We start from the raw sequence: 17,108 nt of genomic DNA on the forward strand, positions 1-17,108 counted from the left end.
GGTCCGCGACGCCTTTCGAGCTGATGGCGCAGCCGACTCAGCCGTCGCATGGTCGAGTGGTGGCGACGACCCGTCGGCCGCCCACCCGGGACCGGGCGATATCGCGAACGACTCAGCTCGAAAGGAGGCGAGGGAGGTGACCGCCACCCGCTGGCTGGCCGAGTACGCCTGGCTGCCCGAGCACGCCGAACCCACGCCGGACGTGCTGATCGAGGCCGAGGGCGGCCGGATCACCACGGTCACCCCGCTGGTCGGCGCGGGCGGCCCGAGCGCCGGGGTGGAGGTGCTGCGCGACACCGTTCGGCTGCCCGGGCTCACCCTGCCCGGCCTGGCCAACGCCCACTCGCACGCCTTTCACCGGGCGCTGCGCGGGCGTACCCACGGCGGTCGGGGTGACTTCTGGACCTGGCGGGACGTCATGTACACGGTGGCCGCCCGGCTCGACCCGGACTCGTACCTGGCCCTGGCCCGGGCCGCGTACGCGGAGATGGCGCTCGCCGGGATCACCTGCGTGGGCGAGTTCCACTACCTGCACCACGGCCCGGACGGCACCCCGTACGCCGACCCGAACGCGATGTCGGCGGCGCTGGTGGAGGCGGCCGCGCACGCGGGCATCCGGATCACGCTGCTGGACACCGCGTACCTGACCGCGACCGTGGCCGGGGACCCACTGGTCGGGCCGCAGCGGCGGTTCGGCGACGGGGACGCGCTGCGCTGGGCGGAGCGGGTGGCCGCCTTCCGTCCGGAGGACGACCACGCCCGCGTCGGCGCAGCCATCCACTCGGTCCGTGCCGTGCCGGCGGGGCAGCTCGCCACCGTCGCCAATCTGGCCGACCGTGCCGGTGTGCCGCTGCACGTGCACCTGTCCGAGCAGCCGGCCGAGAACGATGCCTGCCGGGCCGTGCACGGCTGCAGCCCGACCCGGCTGCTGGCCGACCACGGGGTGCTCGGCCGGCGCACCACCGCGGTGCACGCCACCCACCCGACCAGCGCCGACGTCGCCCTGCTCGGGGACAGCCGGACCGGGGTCTGCCTCTGCCCCACCACCGAGCGGGACCTCGCCGACGGGATCGGGCCGGCCCGCCGGATGGCCGAGGCGGGCAGCCCGCTCAGCCTCGGCAGCGACAGCCACGCGGTAATCGACCTGTTCGAGGAAGCCCGCGCCGTGGAGCTGGACGAGCGGCTACGGACCCGCAAGCGGGGGCACTTCACCCCCGCCGAGCTGGTCACCGCCGCCACCGTCGGCGGGCACGCCGCGCTGGGCTGGGACGACGCCGGCCGGCTGTCGGTCGGCGACCGGGCCGACCTGGTCACCGTACGGCTGGACAGCGCCCGCACGGCCGGGGTGCCGCCGGTCGGCGCGTTCTTCGCGGCCACCGCGGCCGATGTCACGCACGTGGTGGTCGACGGGCGCACGATCGTGGCCGACGGCCGGCACCTGACCGTCGACGTGCCCGCCGAGCTGCACGCGGCCATCGAGGAGGTGACCCACCCATGAGCAGTCTGCTGGTGGACAACATCGGGGAGTTGGTCACCAACTCCCCGATCGGGGACGGGCCGCTGGGCATCCAGCGGAACGCGGCCCTGCTGGTCGAGGACGGCGTGATCGCCTGGGTCGGCCCGACGCGGGACGCCCCGGCCGCCGACCGGCGGATCGACGCCGAGCAGGCAGCAGTGCTGCCCGGTTTCGTGGACAGCCACGCCCACCTGGTCTTCGCCGGGGACCGGGCCGCCGAGTTCGCCGCCCGAATGGCCGGCGAGCCGTACACCGGGGGTGGCATCCGCACCACCGTCAGCGCCACCCGCGCCGCCTCCGACGAACAGCTGCGGGCCACCGTACGCCGGCTGCACGCCGAGGCGATGCGGCAGGGCACCACCACCATCGAGATCAAGAGCGGGTACGGGCTCACCGTCGCCGACGAGGCCCGCTCGCTGCGGATCGCCGCCGAGTTCACCGCGGACACCACATTCCTCGGGGCGCACGTCGTGCCCGCCGAGTACGCGGACCGCCCCGACGACTACGTCGACATGGTCTGCGGTCCGATGCTGGCCGCCGCCGCCCCGTACGCCCGCTGGATCGACGTGTTCTGCGAGCGGGGTGCCTTCGACGCGGACCACACCCGGGCGATCCTCGCCAGCGGGCAGGCGGCCGGTCTGGGCGTACGGCTGCACGCCAACCAGCTCGGCCCCGGGCCGGGCGTGCAGCTCGGGGTGGAAATCGGCGCGGCCAGCGTCGACCACTGCACCCACCTGTCCGACGCCGACGTCGACGCGCTGGCCGGGTCGGAGACCGTCGCCACGCTGCTGCCCGGGGCGGAGTTCTCCACCCGGTCGCCGTACCCGGACGCCCGGCGGCTGCTCGACGCCGGCGTCACCGTGGCCCTGGCCACCGACTGCAACCCCGGGTCGTCGTACACGTCGTCGATGCCGTTCTGCATCGCGCTCGCCGTACGCGAGATGCGGATGACCCCGGCGGAGGCGGTCTGGGCCGCGACCGCCGGCGGCGCGGCGGCCCTGCACCGCGACGACGTCGGGCGGCTACAGCCCGGCGCGCGCGCCGACCTGATGATCCTCGACGCCCCCTCCCACCTGCACCTGGCCTACCGGCCCGGTGTGCCCCTGATCCGCCAGGTTCTGCACAACGGAGTGCCCTCATGACCGTCACCATCCAGCCCACCGGGATCTCCCCCGCCGACGTGCTCGCCGTCGCCCGCGGCACCGCCAAGGTCGTCCTCGACCCGGCAGCGGTGGACGCCATGGCGACCAGCCGGTCCATCGTGGACGGCATCGAGGCGGCCGGCCGGCCCGTCTACGGCGTCTCCACCGGGTTCGGGGCCCTCGCGAACACCTTCGTCGCGCCCGAGCGCCGGGCCGAGCTGCAGCACGCGCTGATCCGCTCGCACGCCGCCGGGGTGGGCGCGCCGATGCCCCGCGAGGTGGTCCGGGCGATGATGCTGCTGCGGGTACGCTCGCTCGCCCTGGGCCGCTCCGGAGTCCGGCCGCTGGTCGCCGAGGCCCTGGTGGACCTGCTCAACCACGAGGTCACCCCGTGGGTGCCGGAGCACGGCTCGCTTGGCGCCTCCGGCGACCTGGCGCCCCTCGCCCACTGCGCGCTGGTGCTGCTCGGCGAGGGCTGGGTGCTCGGCCCGGCCGGGGAGCGGATCCCCGGCGGCGAGGCGCTGCGCCGGGTCGGGCTGGCCCCGATCGAGCTGGCCGCCAAGGAGGGGCTGGCGCTGATCAACGGCACCGACGGGATGCTCGGCATGCTGCTGATGGCCGTCCACGACGCCCAGCACCTGTTCGCCATGGCCGACGTGACCGCCGCCCTGGCGATCGAGGCGATGCTCGGCTCGGAACGGCCGTTCCTGCCCGAGCTGCACGCCATCCGGCCGCACCCCGGCCAGGCGGCCTCGGCGGCGAACATCCACAAGCTGCTGCAGAACTCGGCAGTGATGGACTCGCATCGCCACGACATCACGCACGCGGTGCAGGACGCGTACTCGATGCGCTGCGCGCCGCAGGTGGCCGGCGCGGCCCGGGACACCCTCGACTTCGTCGAGACCGTGGCCGGGCGGGAGCTGCGGTCCGTGGTCGACAACCCGGTGGTGCTGCCGGACGGGCGGGTCGAGTCGACCGGCAACTTCCATGGCGCGCCGCTCGGCTTCGCCGCCGACTACCTCGCCATCGCCGCCGCCGAGGTGGGCGCGATCGCGGAGCGCCGGGTCGACCGGCTGCTCGACGTCACCCGCTCCCGGGACCTGCCCGCGTTCCTCTCCCCCGACGCCGGCGTCAACTCCGGGCTGATGATCGCCCAGTACACGGCGGCCGGGATCGTCGCCGAGAACCGGCGGCTCGCCGCGCCCGCGTCGGTGGACTCGCTGCCCACCAGCGGCATGCAGGAGGACCACGTCTCGATGGGCTGGGCGGCGGCCAAGAAGCTGCGGACCGTGCTGGACAACCTGACCAGCATCCTCGCGGTGGAACTGCTGGCCGCCGTACGCGGGCTCCAGCTGCGGGCCCCGCTGACCCCGTCGCCGGCCGGGCGGGCGGCGCTGGCCGCCCTGGCGGACGCGGTGGGCGAGCCGGGGCCGGACGTGTTCCTCGCCCCGCTGATGGAGGCCGCTCGGGATACGGTGCGCGGCCCCGAGCTGCGTACGGCGATCGAACGGGAGGTCGGCCCGCTCGGCTGAGCCGGGCGCTGCGGCAGGCCTCGCCTCGGGCGCTCCGGCGTTCCACACTGGAAGGCATGACACCGACGCCCCGGCCGGTGGACGAGCCGGCTCCCGTCGCCCGGGTTCGGCTGCTCTGGCCGGCCGTCATCGGGTACGCCCTCGTCGCGGCCGTCGCCCGTCCGCTCACCGGACCGGCGGCGGGCGCCGTGCTGCTGCCCGGCGGTGCGCTCCTCGCCGTGGGCCTGCGGCGCGTGCCCGACCGGCTGCGGCAGGTCGGGCCACGCGCCGCCGTCGTCTGGCTCGGTCTCGGGGTGCTGTTCTGCCTGTGGGAGCTGGGCGCGCTCCTGGCCGGCAACGACGAGGCGCACCCGACGTTCAGCATCTTCACCGATCCGCTGCTCGACACCTATCCGGGCCGGGTGGTCGGCTACCTACTGTGGCTCGGCACCGGCGCCTGGCTGGTGACCCGGTGACCGCGCGCGCCGTGATCACCGCCGGCTTCCTGGCGATCCTGCTGGTGATGCTGGTGGTGGACGTGGCCGGGCGGCGGGGCGTCGGGCCGGCCCGCGCGCCGCTGGGCGAGGCGCTGACCGCCGCGATCCGCACCACCGCCGGCCGGGCGCTGGTGCTGGGCGTCTGGCTCTGGCTCGGCTGGCACTTCCTGGCCCGGTAAGCACTTGTTGATGACGTTGAACGTGGCCGGTACGACGGCAACGGCGGTCGCCGGAGGATGCGGCTCCGGGTCACCGGGCATCCGCCACTTGGCCCGAACCGGATACCCGGTCTGCCGCGCCAGCGCCTCTCGGTCTATCCAGTAGACAGCGGCTGGCGTAGTGGTTAGGCATACGGTCCAGCCGTCTTCTTTGGAGCAGCTCGATCAGCTCGCCGACCCGCAGCACGGGAGGGGTGGCGCAAAACGACCAAGGACAGCACGTGAGGCGGAGTCATGCCTGCAGCCTGGTAGGCATCGTCGGCCCTTCTCGTCCTGAAGCACTGTCGAAACCCTCGCGGCGGGCCGACGTGGTCCTGGCTTCCGGCCCGCTAGCCGCTCACTGGCTGATCTCCACCGTCGAGACGGATTTACAGGGCGTCCGAACTCCCACCGCCTACAGGTAGCCTGAGCTACGCTTTTACCTCGAAACCTGCCCAATGACGTTCCGACCGCCCACCATCTGCCCACGCCCGCACTGGCGGTATCGCAGGCCTTGGGACCGAACGGCACCTGGGCGAGGTCGGGGCGGACGCTTCCATCCATCTGGAACCCCAGTCAGGCGAGCCCTCCATCCTTGGCTGGTCCCGAGTTGCCGAAGGCGAGTGCCCTGAGGCGACGGGCTCAATCGGCTAGATGCGCCGACGTAGGGTACGCGTTGAGATAAAGAGACCAACTCGCCAGGGCGCACCCACTCGACAAACATTACTTTATAAACGTTTTGACAAAGTCGATAACATCGACTCTCCCGAACAGCGCAAGTGCCACAATAATCGCGGCGAGGCTGCCCTGAATCAGGAATTGCAATGACGCGGCACTCGGTTGACTATATTGCAAGAAGAACTCTTCGATTCGCCTAGGCGCGCTGCGGTCGGGCTGGCCTGCAGGCCGGCCACTCTCGTCGAAGGCTTTCCATTCGTAAGCCAAGTTGTCGTAGAAGCTACGCGACGGCGTATCAACCACCAGCGCAAATAGGGACTTCAGATTGCGATCGAGTTTCTTCGGCGGGTTGACATCCAGCGAGTCTCGACTAGCCAAAAATCGGAGCAACTCCGCCGCCCCGGCACGCAATACTACCGATGGCGCGAATGTAGCGTCTCTTGAAATCGATCGTTCGAGCTTCGCGCTTGCCCGTTCGACGTAGCGCGCTAACATAAATATGTCCCTACGTCTTGCACCTAGCGGATCATACGGGGAGGTTCGGAGGAGTGCCCGCCGGCCATTGCGAATCTTGGCGATTTCAGCGACCACTAAGAACTCGGGGTACCTTGAAACTATCCTGTTGCCAATCAGCAGAGAGATTTCGAAGGCTATTCCGGCATACACCAAGAGTAAGTCATTGTCAATAAATCCCGCCGGGGCGCCATCGAAGCTACTCGAAAATACGGCCAAATTCAGGAAGGAGAGCACCCCGGCGCTGAACAGCACGGCTAGAATTACGTGAACAACGCAGTCCGTGGCGGCCATCCGGCATAGCCTGCTAGAGTCCCGCCGCCAGTCATTTCCGCTACTGCTGTCGAGCTCTTGGCACGCCTTATCGCCAATCCAGTACGCGTCGGCCTTCAAGGTTAGGGCGGAGCCCGTGGAGATGACCAGAAAGATGAACACCCAGGGAAAAAATGTGACCCGAACTTCCCCGAACAGAGCCGTAATTGCCACATCCGCCAAGATGGTGGATCCCGCAAGTGCGCCCGTGTAGATCACGCGCCATACGGTGGACCGAATAATCCAGTCTCGCCGAACCGCTGCGGGAATGTTGGCAACGAACACGAGCGGCACATTGACTGGGTATTCCAGGAACCGCTCCATGCCGACGAAAAAGTAGATGCGCGCGAAGAACAGCGCCGGAAGCACGCAAATCATGATTGCCAAAGGCATGGCGACGGCAAAGGCGAGCGAGTAGGAAAGCGCCTTCAGGGTCGCCTCCTGCCAGGATGGCCAGTTTCGGCTGTAACTAGCGAATGGGTCGGACCGCGCCATGCGGCCAGTCCAAGCTTGGCACTGACGCGCTGTTGCACAACCTGGGTCTTCGCTTCAGCCTCAGACGAATACCGGCATGCAGCACCCTCCTTGCAGTATCGAAATTTTTGGAGTTGACACCATGCGGTGGCAATCAGAACCGAGGAGTAAGCCACAGCAGCAAAAGTGCAGCGACACTTGACATGATCGGTTGAAACGTTGATGGCCTTTCCGCGAAGCCAGCGGACACTGCCGTCCACGTCCCGCCCGCCGCAACGAGGGGCACGGGCAACTCTCCGTCGGCGCTTGAGGTTCCCTGCCATACCAGCGATGTTGGCAGAACGCTTCAACATCAGCCGAGAGCCTCGCCGATCTTGTCGTTCATGGTGTCGAGTCCACATGCCCCACCAGCACGGCGTTGTCGCCGCCGTCGATGCAGTTGGCGTAGACCCGGAGCAGGACGGCGACACCGTGGCCCAAGCGCCGGGCAATCTCGGTCGGCGGGACGCCGGCATTCAGCCAGAGCGAGGCCGCCGCGTGACGCAGGTCATAGGGGCGACGGGCCAGCGGCGAGGCTGCCTGAGCCTCGGTCAGCGCCTTCTCGCGGGCGAGCTTCCACCACCGGTCGTAGACCGACTCGGATAGCGGTCCGCCGTGGAGACCCCGGAAGAAGCGACCATCCGGGCCAACACCGTGGTTCTCGACGTGCGCGAAGAGCAGCTCGACGAGCCGGGGCGGGATCGGAACCGTTCGGGTTTCCTGCCGCGCCCGGTGCTTGAGGCCGCGCCGCTCGTGCGAGCCGCCGTCATCGGTCCAGTGCGAGCCGGCGCGCGGCGAGGTGCCGGCGAGCACCAGGCGACCCCAGCGGTATTCGATCTTCTCGTGGTCGCAGGTCCCAGACGGCTTGACCGCCGCCAGGTCGTCGAAGTCGGTCCCGCACTCGACGCACCGGCCGGGCAGGTCGCAGTCGTCCCGCCGTAGGTCCGCCGCCTCGGAGGGGCGCATGCCCGCGTAGTAGAGGCAGCCGAAGAACGCCGTCACCTTGTCGGCCCGTTTGCCGAGAGACTTCACCGCCTCCAGCAGCGTGGCGACCTGGGCGGGACTCGCCACCACCCGCCGGTCGATGGACTGCGCCACCTCGGGAGCCGTCCACTGAACCCGGTCGACCGGGTTGGAGTCGATCAGCTCCAGCTCGACTGCGTACCCGAGCGCGTTATAGAAGGTGGCCCGCTTCCGCTGGACGGTGGAGGCAGCCGCGGGCTTGCCGTCGAGGCGTACGCACAGGCTGTCGAGGACCCGGCGGACCATCGCGGGTGAGTCCAGCTCGACGACCGGCAGGGACGCGGTTTCCAGCCAGGCCAGCGCCGCCACATGTTCGGCCGGGATCTCCTCGGACCAGCGACGCGGGTTGAGCCCGTAGAGGTAAAGAGCCTCACGGAGCAGGGCGTCATCCGGTCGGCCCCGCTTTGTCTGCCGGGTCAGGGTCACCGTGATGGAGGTCAGCGCCTCGACGATCGACCGCCGGGTCTTGGCCGCCGCCCGGGGCCACTTCATCTCGACGTACGCGCGGCTGTGCGCGTACCAGGTGGTGGGGTTCTTGGTTCTCGCCTCGGACACCGGGCGGCCGGTTGCCGGGTCGAAGGGCTCCCCCGCGTTGGCCGCCTGGACCAGCTCGGCGCGGAACGAGTGCGCCAGGGCCTTGGTACGGAACATCTCCTCGAAGCGCCGGCCGGCTATCGCCCAGCGGACCCGCCAGGGCCGAGCCTTCCGGTCAGCGCGCTTGCCGATCTCCCAGATCTGGACCTCGTAGCTCTTCACACCGCGTCCTGCTCCAGCTCACCGAGCCACTGCCCGAGCGCCGACCGGCGAACCCGAAGCTGCCCGTTCGGGAGCTTGATCACCCGCCCGCACTACGGACAGCCCCGCTACCGCGTGATCGCCGACGAGCTGAGAGAACGCATCGAGAGCGGCGCCATCCCGCCCCGCGCCCTCCTGCCGACCGAGAGCGCGCTCACCGCCGAGTTCCGGGCTAGTCGCGGCACAATCCGCCAGGCCATTGCACTCTTACGTGAAGAGGGCTTGGTCGCTACCGAACATGGCCGCGGCACCTTCGCAAACCCTCGCATGCAGGCGAGCGGGCCAGACAAGCGTTCCGAACCGGAAACGCGACAGCGCCAAGTGGCCGCAGACCCGCAGCTTGCTGCCCTCTTTGCGGTCGAGGTGGGCACGACCTTGATCGAGCAAGAGAGCGCCATCCGGACGAATGGCGCCATCGGGGAGGTCGTCAGGACCTACCGGCTATTCCGGACTAGGCAGTAAACGCAGCTGGCCAGTAAGACTCCGTGCGCACTTTCACTACATCCTCAAGGCGGGCCCTTGACGAGCCGCACGCACCGCCGCCTGGGCGCGCGCTGGCCGCCGCCGCTGTCGCTCTGCGGCCGTCAACGCATGATGCCCGGCGGCTGGTGCAGAACGTGGGGAGCCCTGAGGGCCGCCCAGAATGACAGCGCTGTTGACAGACCAGTCATTCAAGGCGAGGGGCGCGAACCTTTTGGTCAAGGACTCGGCCGCACGCGGCGAGCGCAGGATCCATGGACATGGGCATGAACTAACTTCCGGGGGTGGCAGAACGACTACACGTAGCACCGATTCGATGCCTTATCGCCGCTTCTAGTCGGATTACAGCCACTTCAGCTGTCGTCTTTTTGACATCCGATGTCCGGGAGTCGACGTTGTCGCCAGGTCTCGTGTTTGATGCCTTGGATCAGATAGGGACGGTTACGTGGGAGAACCGTTGATGACAAACAGGCTTGACAGCGACGAGATACGTCATGCTAGGCGGACTGGCTTCCTGAACCTTGCCGGCAGGGATCTGAGGGAACTTCCCTTCAAGGCGAGGGATATCCCCAACCTTGCCGTCCTCGTCCTCAGCCACAACGCCTTCGAGCACATCCCCACCGAGGTATTTAGGCTGACGAAGCTTGAACGCCTTGATATGCGGTCTAACAGACTGACGTACGTGCCCGGTGCCCTAGAAGCACTGCGAAACCTAAAAGAGCTCGACCTGAGCGCCAATAGAATAATTAGCCTCCCACCAGAGATGGCTATCCTGTTGCGCCAAGGCACGCTCGTGGACGTGGAACTTAACCCTCTAGCGGCGCCTCTTCCCGAACTGCTTCAACGCCGGAGCAGTAAGGACCTTGCTGCATATCTGGAAAGCCTTCGAGAAGGCATACCGCAGTATGAGGCGAAGGTCATGCTGTTGGGTGAGGGAAACGTTGGCAAGACGTCTCTCGCCGCCGTTCTTAGAGGGGAAAGGTTCGTTCACAACAGGGCGACAACGCACGGTATCGAAATTCGGACGCTCAAAGTCCGTCACCCGAAGCAGGACCTCCAGCTGACCCTTCGGACTTGGGACTTCGGCGGCCAGGAGGTCTATCGCATAACCCACCAATTCTTCTTCGGTCGCCGTGCACTCTATTTGGTGGTCTGGAATGCCCGCGAAGGGCAGGAGCAGAATGAAGTGGAAGGCTGGATCAGAAGGATCTGCCTTAGAGTAGGAAAGGATGCCTCGACACTCCTCGTTGCCACGCATAGTGCTGAGCGTCACCCGGAGTTGGACTATCCCAAGCTACGGGCGATGTTTCCAGAAATGCTTCAGGGCAACTATGCCGTCGACAGTTATACGTTTGAAGGGGTATCGGCGCTCCGGAAAGCAATAGCAGCGGAGGCCGCCCGCCTTCCCCAAATGGGTCTAGCCATGAACTCGCGATGGATCGCCGCCCGCGACGAGATCCTTTCGATGGCGCAGCGCGAGCCGCAGATCACGTTTGAGGAATACGCCGAGGTCTGCGAGATTAACGGGCTTTCTGCGGATCAAGCAAACACGCTCGCCGAGCTGCTGCATGACCTAGGACTGATCGTCTACTACGGCGACGATCTGGGCCTAAGGGATGTGGTTGTACTTAACCCCGAGTGGCTCACCAAGGCAATCGGATATGTCCTCGAAGACAGGATAACGCGGGAACAGCATGGCGTCTTGGAGCATCGGCGACTCAAGGAGATCTGGCTAAACGGGCCAGACGGCGGAAGCTACCCAACCAAGTATCACCCCTACTTTCTCCGGTTAATGGAGAAGTTCGACGTCTCGTACCGGTTAGCGGATGAAGACAGCAGTCTTGTTGCGCAGCTGGTTCCACATGAACGGCCGACTTTGAAATGGCAGCACCTGACTCCCCTTGCGGAATCCCTGCGTAAACTCTCTCTTATATGCGAGCTTAGTGATCCCGTGCCAGGAGTGATCGCCTGGCTAACGGTCCGGCATCATCGTTTTTCCATCGGGAAGCACTGGAGATCAGGGGTATTCCTCCGACACAACATCGAGGAGTACGACGCCGAGGCTCTGATCGAACTCCAGTCGGAACGCCAACTAGCAATCGAAGTACGCGCGCCTTCGCCGGATCTGCTCTTCAATGTGATCCGTGACAGCGTGGAGGACCTTTTAACTCGGCGCTGGCCTGGGCTCGAATACCGGCTCAAGGTACCGTGTCCTACCGTCGGGCCGGATGGGCCATGCGGCAACTCCTTTCCCCTGGAAGGGTTAATCCGCCTACGCGAGCGCAACAGGCGCGAGTGCGACTGCCTGGAATGCGATGCAGAGCATGATGTCTCAACTCTTTTGACAGGGTTCGCGCCACCAGGTGTCTCTGACGAGATTGAGCAGATCCAAGAGCAGTTGGCCGATGTAGCCGAGGACATAAAGCAGCTTGAGCGCATAGCCCTTGAGTCGGCCGGTTCGCTAAGGCGCGTAATTAAGGCCGTTAACACCGAGGTTGCTGACTGTCCACGACTTTTCACTTTGCGGCAAGCCTCCCCCACAGGTCTCAACAAGCTGAACTTTTGGAACGACACATACCGACTCACGCTTTGGTGTGAGCATGCTGCACAATGGCATATCTGTCCGGATGCTGGGTACACAATGCAGCAGTCGCGAAAATGGCTGGTCCAAGTCGCCCCATACCTAAACTTGATCGCCAAGACTCTATGCCTCGTTGTTCCTGTCGCGGGAGCGGCGGCTGGCGCAACATGGAACGAACAGCTGAGTTCCCAGGCGCAAAAAGACCTCGAATTAATGAAGGCTCTTACCGATCAGTTGCCCACGGATATTCGACTAGAGCAGGATGCTCCGACTTCGGAGGCATCAGGCCAGCTGACGCCCGCTCAAGGCGCTGCCCTCAGGAACTTCAGATACTGGCTACTGAAAACTGACCCGCAGCAGGGTTTTGGTGGCCTACGCCGAGTGCAAGCGCCATCTGGGGAACTGCTCTGGGTTTGCCCAGCGCACTACCCAGAATATGACCCAGGGCTGCCTATCCTTCCGTAGTACCTAGCCATCTGCTCTGTATCGCAGCCGCCGATGAAGACGTCATCGAGGCTGTCGACAGCAACGACGGCAACCGTCCGAAACAAGGCGGGCAGTCGGTGGTCTGGCACAGACAGCCACCCGAGGTCGCGGATGCGGACGGATCCCGCCAAACCAAGCATCCAGAACTTGTAAACGAGATGTCTCGCCCCACCTGGCCTGCTCTGTTGCCGATTTCTTCTGTTCTGGATCAAGGCGCCGCGCTTCGCGCGGCGCGGGGCGGTGAGCCGGCCGGCGGCAAGCCGCCCCGGCTGCCTTCGGCACCGGGGCGGAGAGCCACCGACTGCCGCCGGACCGCCGCCCCCAAAGCCGCTGATCCACTGAGCAGCACGATCACCGCCAGGCCGTACGGAAGCCGAACGGGTCGGCCTGGTCGCCGGTCAGGGCTTCCGACTGCCGCGCCAGTCCAACCCCGGGACTGGCTTGCCCCCGGCCCATCTCCCACAGCCGCGCGGGCCCTACCGCGAAGCCCTCAGCCGGCCGCCACAAGCACGGCCCGAGGCGACCCGACAAAGGACCAACCCCAGAATTCAGAGCCTCAGAAGTGCCCTCAGAGGGCAAGATCGACCCGCCCACGATCTGCCCACAACCAGTCGTCAACCGCTGGACGCAGCCGGACTCCGCCGGACAAACGACAACGGCCCCCGATCAGCATTCGTGCTGGTCAGGGGCCGTTCTCGCACCTGGTGGCGGGTAGAGGATTCGAACCTCTGTAGCTTTCGCGACGGATTTTCGGTAGCCCCCTAGAACCGCCTCCACGAGCAAGGGCGCGACTGCGAGTGTGACGGTGGAGTCGAGATCATGGGCAGCGCCATTCTGGTCGATGACCGCCGCTCCTGCCTCCCGTGCGATGACTACGCCTGCCGCCATGTCCCAGGCATTGTTTGACAGGGTCAGTGCCGCATCCAGCCTGCCCTCTGCGAGCCAGGCCAGATCAAGCGCAGCGCTGCCGGTCATGCGTACCCGGTTGACCTCGGCAGCGAGCTGCGCGGTGAGGGCGAGCCGCAGCCGGTTCCTGGCCTCGGCGTCCGGGCCTACTGCGTAGTCGCCGATGGCGACGATCGCGTCGTTCAAGTGGCTAGTGCTGCTGGCCCTGATCTCGCGTCCGTTCGCGTAGGCACCACCGCCCTTGGCAGCCCGGTAGAGCAAGCCGAGGAAGGGCAACTCGATGATGCCGAGAACGGCCTCGTTTCGGTGCGCGAGGGCGAGCGAGACGGCGCACATTGGCAGCCCGCGCACAAAGTTGGCCGTACCGTCGATCGGATCGAGGACCCATCGCATCTCTGACGGGCCGGTGGCTCCTTGCTCCTCGCCAAGGAATCCGATCTCAGGCGTCTCCGCAGCCAGGAACGTCTGCACATCGCGTTCGATCGCGTAATCCAGCTGCGAGGCCACGTCGCGGTCACCCTTCACCGTCAGCGTGCCCGGTGACTGTTGCCGCATCGCCTTGGCCGCGCGACTCACGGCTTCCGCCGCAATCGGCAGCAGACCCCGGTAGTCAGTCACAAGACCCGCCCTCGCTGCCATTGCGACTCGAAGACCTGCTCGAACACCGGGTACAGCCCGGCGTCGGGCAGATCTCGGCGAATGACGAATGCGGGGGAGTCAACGCCGCAGCTCTCTGCCAGGTGGGGCTGGGCCACACACAGATTTTACGGCTCTTCAACCGTGCGCGAAGTTAGGAACTGGTCCGCGACCATCCGCCAATCCAGCTCTGCCGTCAGTGGTATCGCAATGACGCCTGTGCCCCGCAGCAGCCGCAGATGTCGGCCATAGCTCGGGTGATTGGCAAGCTGCGCCTTGACGTTCAGAAAGGCGTGAACCGGGATGCCAGCGCCGAGTGTTTCGTTGAGGATGCCGAGCGCGAGGGTGTCGTTGATGCCCTGGGCCCACTTGTTGATGATGTTGAACGTGGCTGGTACAACGGCGACGGTGGTCGCCGGGGGGTGCGGCTCGGGGTCGCCGGGCATTCGCCACTCGACTCGGACCGGGTAGCCGGTCTGCCGTGCCAGCGCCTCGCGATCGATCCAGGTCGCGGCGGTCGGCGTGGCGGTGAGGCAGACGGTCCAGTCGTCTTCCTGCAATAGCTCGATCAGTTCGCCGATGCGGAGCACCGGAGGTGCGGCACAGACGACCAGGGCCAGGACGCGTCGCTGACTCATGCCAGCAGCCCAGCCCGTTCCGCCAGTGGCCGCAGCCCCGGCGTCGCCACTCGCCGCTCCTTCGCCAGCAGGTCGAGCAGGAGCGTGCGGGCTTGAACGTTGGCGTGCACGACCTCGGCGGCTACCCGCTCGGCTTCCAGAAGGTGCAGCACTGATACGGATCTGTCGCCGGCCGACATCAGCGCCGCCGCCGCAAGGTCGACGTGTACCTGTGCCCTGCGGCCAACCAGCACCGTCGGCAGCCGCGAGGTGTCGAGGCGCGTTCCGATCTCCAGGGCCTGGTCCGGATTGCCTGCCCGAACCGCAGCGGAGACCGCGTGGATGACGACGTTCGTTGGGCCGAAGCCGGTCCACAGTCGGTTGCGGTCACCGCCCAGCGTCGAGGCCAACCCCTCGGCCTGCGCCAGGAACTGCGCTGCCTCCTTCGGTTTGCCTTGCCGGGCCGTCATCACTGCGGCCAGCAGCACCAATGCTCCCTGAGCGGAAAGCAGGTCAGGATCGGTGGCAGGGCCAGTAGAGGCCAAGCGGTCAAGGCTGCTCCGCACGATGTGCTCGGCTTCGCTCTCGCGCCCCGGCACTCGCCTGAGACCGCAAGCCGCCTGGTAGGCCGTGACGGCAGTCAGCGGCTGGTCGTCCGCGAGCCTGGCGGCGGTGCAGGCTCGGTCTGCGGTGAGCAGGGCGGTGTCGCCGTCACCGACCTTGGCGGCGAGCTTCGACGCCGCGATGTACGCGGCGGCGAGCAGCCGAAAGGCAGTGCAGCGATGTAGTCCAGTCGACCGGCTAGATAGGTCCGTTGCCTGGCTGAGCACGTCCGGCAGCAGCCGAGCAGCGGATGTGTAGCTCGCCCGCTGGTAGAGGTTGTGGACCCGGCCCACCGATCGCCGAACCTCGGCATACGACTGAGCCGGCCGATCGGAAGCCGCCAGGTAGTTGGTGAGGAACGTCCGGAGGCCGCTCAGAAGCTCAGGACGAGCAGCAGCGGAAGCGGGATTCCGAGCGTCATTTCCCATGGCCTGCCCTCGATGCGCTGCCACCGACACGTCGACGAGCATGCCGTCGAGCTGTTCGAGCGTAACCCCCAACGCGGAGGCGATTCGGGTTCGATGCCATGGCTGCGGATCGGTCTCGGCGTTCTCCCAGCGCACCACGGTCGACCGCTCGACGCCGAGGAGTTCGGCCAGCCGCTCCTGGCTGTACCCGAGGGCCTTGCGTCGCTGACAGAGCCGGTGTCGCTTCAGGGCCACGTCCGATCTCCCTTCGTCTTGCCGCCACTGTAGTAACAGCCCGTTCATGATGCGGGTACGCAGACGCCTCATTTCTGCCTCATGCAGGCTTCTTCGGCGCTGTAGTTCCTGGTCAACTCCTCACGAAAGCTGGGCGCATGGCCCGGGGCGGGTGCTGGGTCCCGGTCGTTCCGCGTTCCCCGTCGTGGATTCGCCGTCCCCGCCCGCCTCGGTGCCGCTCCATGCATCGCACCGCTGGAGGCGCCCGCTGATGTCTGTCGTACTCGCCGATTTTCCCGTTCTCACCCCGGTCACCGACGAGGACCTGTCCCTCACCGCGAAGGCGGTCCGGGTCCACGCGCCTGAGCCGTGGCCGCAGGGGGTGCTGTGTCGTAGTGAGCGGGTCCCGTACCCGTGTCGGCTGGCCCGCTGGGGGCACGCCACCCTCGAAGCCGCCGGCCTCACCGCCGAGCAGCTCACCGGGGAGCGTTTTCCAAATGGAAAAAGGAGCGAGGCCAAGGACCGGGCGCGATGACCGAGCCGCAAATACGCGAGGCGGTCGCCCGCTGGTTGAGTCTGGTGGCGGCGGACGTTGAGCTGTCCGCGTACCTGATCGGGGTGGACTGGGACCGGTTGAAGGCGCACCTGGCGCGGGCGGTGACCAGCGCGACCACCGGCGAGCCGGAGGTCGCGTGTCTGGGTTGGTCGGAGGCGCAGCACCGGCGGGCGGTCGACTACCTGATGGGGGTCCTGAGGCCGTATCGGAGGCCGAGCGCCGCTGACTTCTGGGAGTTCGTCGAGGACCGTTACCGGGGCCTGTTGCCCGAGTCGGCGGCGCCGCTGTTGCAGGCCGCCCTGTACCAGCTCGCGATCCAAGATGACCGCCCGAACAGGTTGGCGCTGTTGGCGGTGCTCGGCGCCGCGTACCGCCGCTATGGCCTGCGCCCCGACCACCACACAGTCATCGATGACGCGTTGCAGACCGGGGTGCCGTGGGAGGAGGTGGAGCGGGCCGCCGCGCGGGTGGGTGACGGCCCGGCCTGGTGGCCGGCCGAGGTCCTCGACCACGACCTGGCCGCCGGTGGGGTCGCGGTGCTGACGGTACGGCCGTGGCGACGGCTGCGGTACCTGCCGGGTCAGGCGGTGCCGGTGTGCACGCCGCGCCGGCCCGGCCGGTGGCGCTGGTACTGCCCCGCGAACGCCCCGCGCCCCGACGGCACCATCGAGCTGCACGTCCGCGCCGTCCCCGACGGCACAGTGTCCACCAGCCTGGTCCACGACGTACGCCCCGGCGAGCTGCTGTATCTCGGCCCGCCCACGGACACCGGGCTGGGCCTGGCCGACAGTGACCTGCTGCTGGTAGCCGGAGCAATAGTCAAGAGTTGTGGATGAGAAATCTTGATTAGGCAGCCGTGGCCGTGCTCGTGACGGGCTCGGCGGTGGGTCGTTCGACGAGTTTGC

The 17,108-nt window shown here is 67.2% G+C and carries 14 protein-coding genes; 9 read left to right on the forward strand and 5 right to left on the reverse strand.

Features of this window, described 5'->3' with window-relative positions:
* The first annotated feature begins 136 nt into the window (after nucleotides 1-136).
* Genes AB0C02_RS09175 through AB0C02_RS09195 form a run of 5 tightly spaced genes read left to right on the forward strand, consistent with a single transcriptional unit; the run spans nucleotide 137 to nucleotide 4,845 of the window.
* Entirely contained in the window at nucleotides 137-1,498 is a 1,362-nt protein-coding gene (locus AB0C02_RS09175) for a formimidoylglutamate deiminase (RefSeq protein ID WP_357542838.1), read from the forward strand.
* On the forward strand, nucleotides 1,495-2,658 hold the full coding sequence (hutI, locus tag AB0C02_RS09180; protein ID WP_357542840.1) for an imidazolonepropionase: 1,164 nt from the start codon (nucleotides 1,495-1,497) through the stop codon (nucleotides 2,656-2,658). The genes AB0C02_RS09175 and hutI overlap by 4 nt, the downstream gene beginning before the upstream one ends.
* A complete protein-coding gene (gene hutH / locus AB0C02_RS09185; RefSeq protein WP_357542842.1) occupies nucleotides 2,655-4,190 on the forward strand; it encodes a histidine ammonia-lyase in 1,536 nt (511 codons plus the stop codon). Before hutI ends, hutH begins: the two co-directional genes overlap by 4 nt.
* Before the next feature lie 56 nt (nucleotides 4,191-4,246).
* Nucleotides 4,247-4,645, forward strand: coding sequence for a hypothetical protein (locus AB0C02_RS09190; RefSeq protein ID WP_357542843.1), 399 nt, complete (start codon nucleotides 4,247-4,249; stop codon nucleotides 4,643-4,645).
* Nucleotides 4,642-4,845 (forward strand): DUF6186 family protein, encoded by a 204-nt coding sequence (locus AB0C02_RS09195; RefSeq protein WP_357542845.1) that lies wholly within the window; start codon nucleotides 4,642-4,644, stop codon nucleotides 4,843-4,845. Before AB0C02_RS09190 ends, AB0C02_RS09195 begins: the two co-directional genes overlap by 4 nt.
* Before the next feature lie 741 nt (nucleotides 4,846-5,586).
* On the opposite strand, the gene AB0C02_RS09200 is transcribed toward AB0C02_RS09195, so the two are convergent.
* Together AB0C02_RS09200 and AB0C02_RS09205 are read right to left on the reverse strand one after the other, a co-directional pair.
* A complete protein-coding gene (locus AB0C02_RS09200) occupies nucleotides 5,587-6,861 on the reverse strand; it encodes a hypothetical protein (RefSeq protein WP_357542847.1) in 1,275 nt (424 codons plus the stop codon).
* A 360-nt stretch (nucleotides 6,862-7,221) separates the two neighbouring features.
* Entirely contained in the window at nucleotides 7,222-8,658 is a 1,437-nt protein-coding gene (locus tag AB0C02_RS09205) for a site-specific integrase (protein ID WP_357542849.1), read from the reverse strand.
* A 114-nt stretch (nucleotides 8,659-8,772) separates the two neighbouring features.
* Here AB0C02_RS09205 and AB0C02_RS09210 point away from each other — a divergent pair, with 114 nt between their 5' ends.
* Together AB0C02_RS09210 and AB0C02_RS09215 are read left to right on the forward strand one after the other, a co-directional pair.
* Nucleotides 8,773-9,159 (forward strand): GntR family transcriptional regulator, encoded by a 387-nt coding sequence (locus AB0C02_RS09210; RefSeq protein ID WP_357542851.1) that lies wholly within the window; start codon nucleotides 8,773-8,775, stop codon nucleotides 9,157-9,159.
* Nucleotides 9,160-9,622: 463 nt separating this feature from the next.
* Nucleotides 9,623-12,223: a COR domain-containing protein gene (locus AB0C02_RS09215; protein WP_357542853.1), complete on the forward strand. Its 2,601-nt coding sequence runs from the start codon at nucleotides 9,623-9,625 to the stop codon at nucleotides 12,221-12,223.
* 687 nt (nucleotides 12,224-12,910) lie between these two features.
* On the opposite strand, the gene AB0C02_RS09220 is transcribed toward AB0C02_RS09215, so the two are convergent.
* The 3 genes from AB0C02_RS09220 to AB0C02_RS09230 form a co-directional block, all read right to left on the reverse strand.
* Nucleotides 12,911-13,768 (reverse strand): inositol monophosphatase family protein, encoded by an 858-nt coding sequence (locus tag AB0C02_RS09220; RefSeq protein ID WP_357542854.1) that lies wholly within the window; start codon nucleotides 13,766-13,768, stop codon nucleotides 12,911-12,913.
* Nucleotides 13,769-13,914: 146 nt separating this feature from the next.
* Complete coding sequence (locus AB0C02_RS09225) at nucleotides 13,915-14,424, reverse strand: flavoprotein (protein WP_357542856.1); 510 nt, start codon at nucleotides 14,422-14,424, stop codon at nucleotides 13,915-13,917.
* Nucleotides 14,421-15,668 (reverse strand): helix-turn-helix transcriptional regulator, encoded by a 1,248-nt coding sequence (locus tag AB0C02_RS09230; RefSeq protein WP_357542858.1) that lies wholly within the window; start codon nucleotides 15,666-15,668, stop codon nucleotides 14,421-14,423. The genes AB0C02_RS09225 and AB0C02_RS09230 overlap by 4 nt, the downstream gene beginning before the upstream one ends.
* Before the next feature lie 250 nt (nucleotides 15,669-15,918).
* Between AB0C02_RS09230 and AB0C02_RS09235 the strand changes: the two genes are divergently transcribed.
* Both AB0C02_RS09235 and AB0C02_RS09240 read left to right on the forward strand, forming a co-directional pair.
* Nucleotides 15,919-16,182, forward strand: a complete 264-nt coding sequence (locus AB0C02_RS09235; protein WP_357542860.1) for a hypothetical protein — start codon at nucleotides 15,919-15,921, stop codon at nucleotides 16,180-16,182.
* Nucleotides 16,179-17,039 carry an FAD-binding oxidoreductase gene (locus tag AB0C02_RS09240; RefSeq protein WP_357542862.1) on the forward strand — a complete coding sequence of 287 codons (861 nt, stop codon included), beginning with the start codon at nucleotides 16,179-16,181 and terminating at the stop codon, nucleotides 17,037-17,039. Before AB0C02_RS09235 ends, AB0C02_RS09240 begins: the two co-directional genes overlap by 4 nt.
* Nucleotides 17,040-17,108: the final 69 nt, after the last annotated feature.

This window comes from Micromonospora sp. NPDC048999 (assembly GCF_040649295.1).
Classification (GTDB): Bacteria; Actinomycetota; Actinomycetes; order Mycobacteriales; family Micromonosporaceae; genus Micromonospora.

Coding starts and splice junctions, on each gene's coding strand:
- AB0C02_RS09190 (WP_357542843.1), top strand. CDS start 4,247: ATGACACCGACGCCCCGGCCGGTGGACGAGCCGGCTCCCGTCGCCCGG.
- hutH (WP_357542842.1), top strand. CDS start 2,655: ATGACCGTCACCATCCAGCCCACCGGGATCTCCCCCGCCGACGTGCTC.
- AB0C02_RS09240 (WP_357542862.1), top strand. CDS start 16,179: ATGACCGAGCCGCAAATACGCGAGGCGGTCGCCCGCTGGTTGAGTCTG.
- AB0C02_RS09225 (WP_357542856.1), bottom strand. CDS start 14,424: ATGAGTCAGCGACGCGTCCTGGCCCTGGTCGTCTGTGCCGCACCTCCG.
- AB0C02_RS09200 (WP_357542847.1), bottom strand. CDS start 6,861: ATGGCGCGGTCCGACCCATTCGCTAGTTACAGCCGAAACTGGCCATCC.
- hutI (WP_357542840.1), top strand. CDS start 1,495: ATGAGCAGTCTGCTGGTGGACAACATCGGGGAGTTGGTCACCAACTCC.
- AB0C02_RS09235 (WP_357542860.1), top strand. CDS start 15,919: ATGTCTGTCGTACTCGCCGATTTTCCCGTTCTCACCCCGGTCACCGAC.